The organism is Shinella sp. JR1-6 (genome assembly GCF_004284735.1).
GTDB lineage: Bacteria > Pseudomonadota > Alphaproteobacteria > Rhizobiales > Rhizobiaceae > Shinella.
Map to the genome: position 1 here is coordinate 1 of NZ_SHMI01000128.1, position 818 is coordinate 818.

Below are 818 nucleotides of genomic sequence, written 5' to 3' on the forward strand. Positions count from 1 at the left end.
GATGGCGTCGCCTTAACCTGTCGCAATTCGCGGCGAGGATTTGTGTCCGTGTTTCAGGCAGCGGTCGACCAAGCGATTTCGTGCCAGGTCGAGATCGCGTGGGCTCGAAGCTGGCGGTGATCGGCGGCGGTCAGATGTTTGCGATGGAGGTGGAAAAGATTTGCGACCTGGCTGTGGGTTGAGACGAAACGCTGGCATTGCCGTGTCGACTTGAAGCGCATCATGCGTCGTTCTCGTCGTCGAAGAGGAAGGTGGGAATTTTCGGCGCGGTTGTTCAGGCCCTTGTGCGAGCGATGCTCGACGCCCGGCATCAATTCAGCTTTGGCGGCGGCGTAAGAGCGCAGCTTGTCAGTCACCATGACGCGCGGGGCCACACCCTGGCCTTTGAGCAGCTTACGCATCAGCCGAAAAGCCGCACCTTTGTTCCTGCGGCCTTGCAATAGAGTATCGAGAACGTAGCCGTTGGCATCGACGGCGCGCCATAGCCAGTACTTCTCCCCATTGATCGCCACAACCATCTCATCGAGGTGCCACTTATCGGCAAAATGACCACAAGATCGCCGCCGGAGTTGATGGGCGAATTTTAGGCCAAATTTCGTCGCCCATTCTGCGACCGTCTGAAACGAGACGTCAATGCCACGCTCGGCAAGCAGGTCCTCGACGTCGCGCAGGCTCAACGGAAATCGATAATAGAGCCACACCGCATGCGCGATGATCTCCGCCGGAAAGCGGTGGCGTTTGTAGTGAGCGGACACCTCTTCAGTCATGCCGGTAGACTATCGCCCAGATCCACACCAGCCGGTTAAGGCGACGCCACC

At 58.6% G+C, this 818-nt stretch carries 1 protein-coding gene; it reads right to left on the reverse strand.

Going from position 1 to position 818, the window contains the following annotated elements; all coding sequences use genetic code 11:
* Nucleotides 1–53 precede the first annotated feature (53 nt).
* On the reverse strand, nucleotides 54–767 hold the full coding sequence (locus tag EXZ48_RS34710; RefSeq protein WP_130521633.1) for an IS6 family transposase: 714 nt from the start codon (nucleotides 765–767) through the stop codon (nucleotides 54–56).
* Nucleotides 768–818 lie beyond the last annotated feature (51 nt).